General features: G+C 36.6%; 1 protein-coding gene. It reads right to left on the minus strand.

The window, feature by feature from the left end:
• A partial coding sequence (locus N3D17_07870) for a type II secretion system GspH family protein (protein MCX8083279.1) occupies nucleotides 1–316 on the minus strand: 316 nt, incomplete at its 3' end.
• Between the last annotated feature and the right edge of the window lie 298 nt (nucleotides 317–614).

Here is a 614-nt window from a genome sequence, read left to right on the forward strand (position 1 = left end):
CCATTATATCAGTTGTGTTAATGTATTCTGGAATTAATTTTCCTAAACAAACTTTTGCGGGAAGTAAATTCTTTATTATATTATTGGCATAACCTGATGAACCAGCATAAGGATACATTTGGTTGTTGTCTTGGGCGTACATTTCAAGAGCAGTTCCAATTTGTTTCAAGTTATTCATACAGACAGCTCTTCTTGCAGATTCTCTTGCCCTGCTTAATGCAGGCATCAACATCGCTGCAAGTATTGCAATGATTGCCACCACTACTAAAAGTTCAATGAGAGTAAATCCCCTTACTGCACTGTTTTGCCCTCCCATATTATCCTCCCTGTCCAAGGGTCTTGCTACCCCAATTGTATCATTAAAATATAAATAAAAGCAAGTTCACATATCTGTATATAATATATTGGAGAAAATATAGTAAATAGCAGGTTAAAGAACGCGTCAAATAATATATATCACTAACCTTTTTTGACCCACTTGACCCAGGTAAATTTATAAAATAAACTGTAAACTATGTGTTCAGAATATTTGGGAATGTAACCGGAATATCAAATACGGAATACGCAGGGGACGATACCTTCCCCTGCACCCCTTCCTCCGTTCGGGTTCTATT

The sequence above is a fragment of the bacterium genome, assembly GCA_026414725.1.
Classification (GTDB): domain Bacteria; phylum Ratteibacteria; class UBA8468; order B48-G9; family JAFGKM01; genus JAAYXZ01.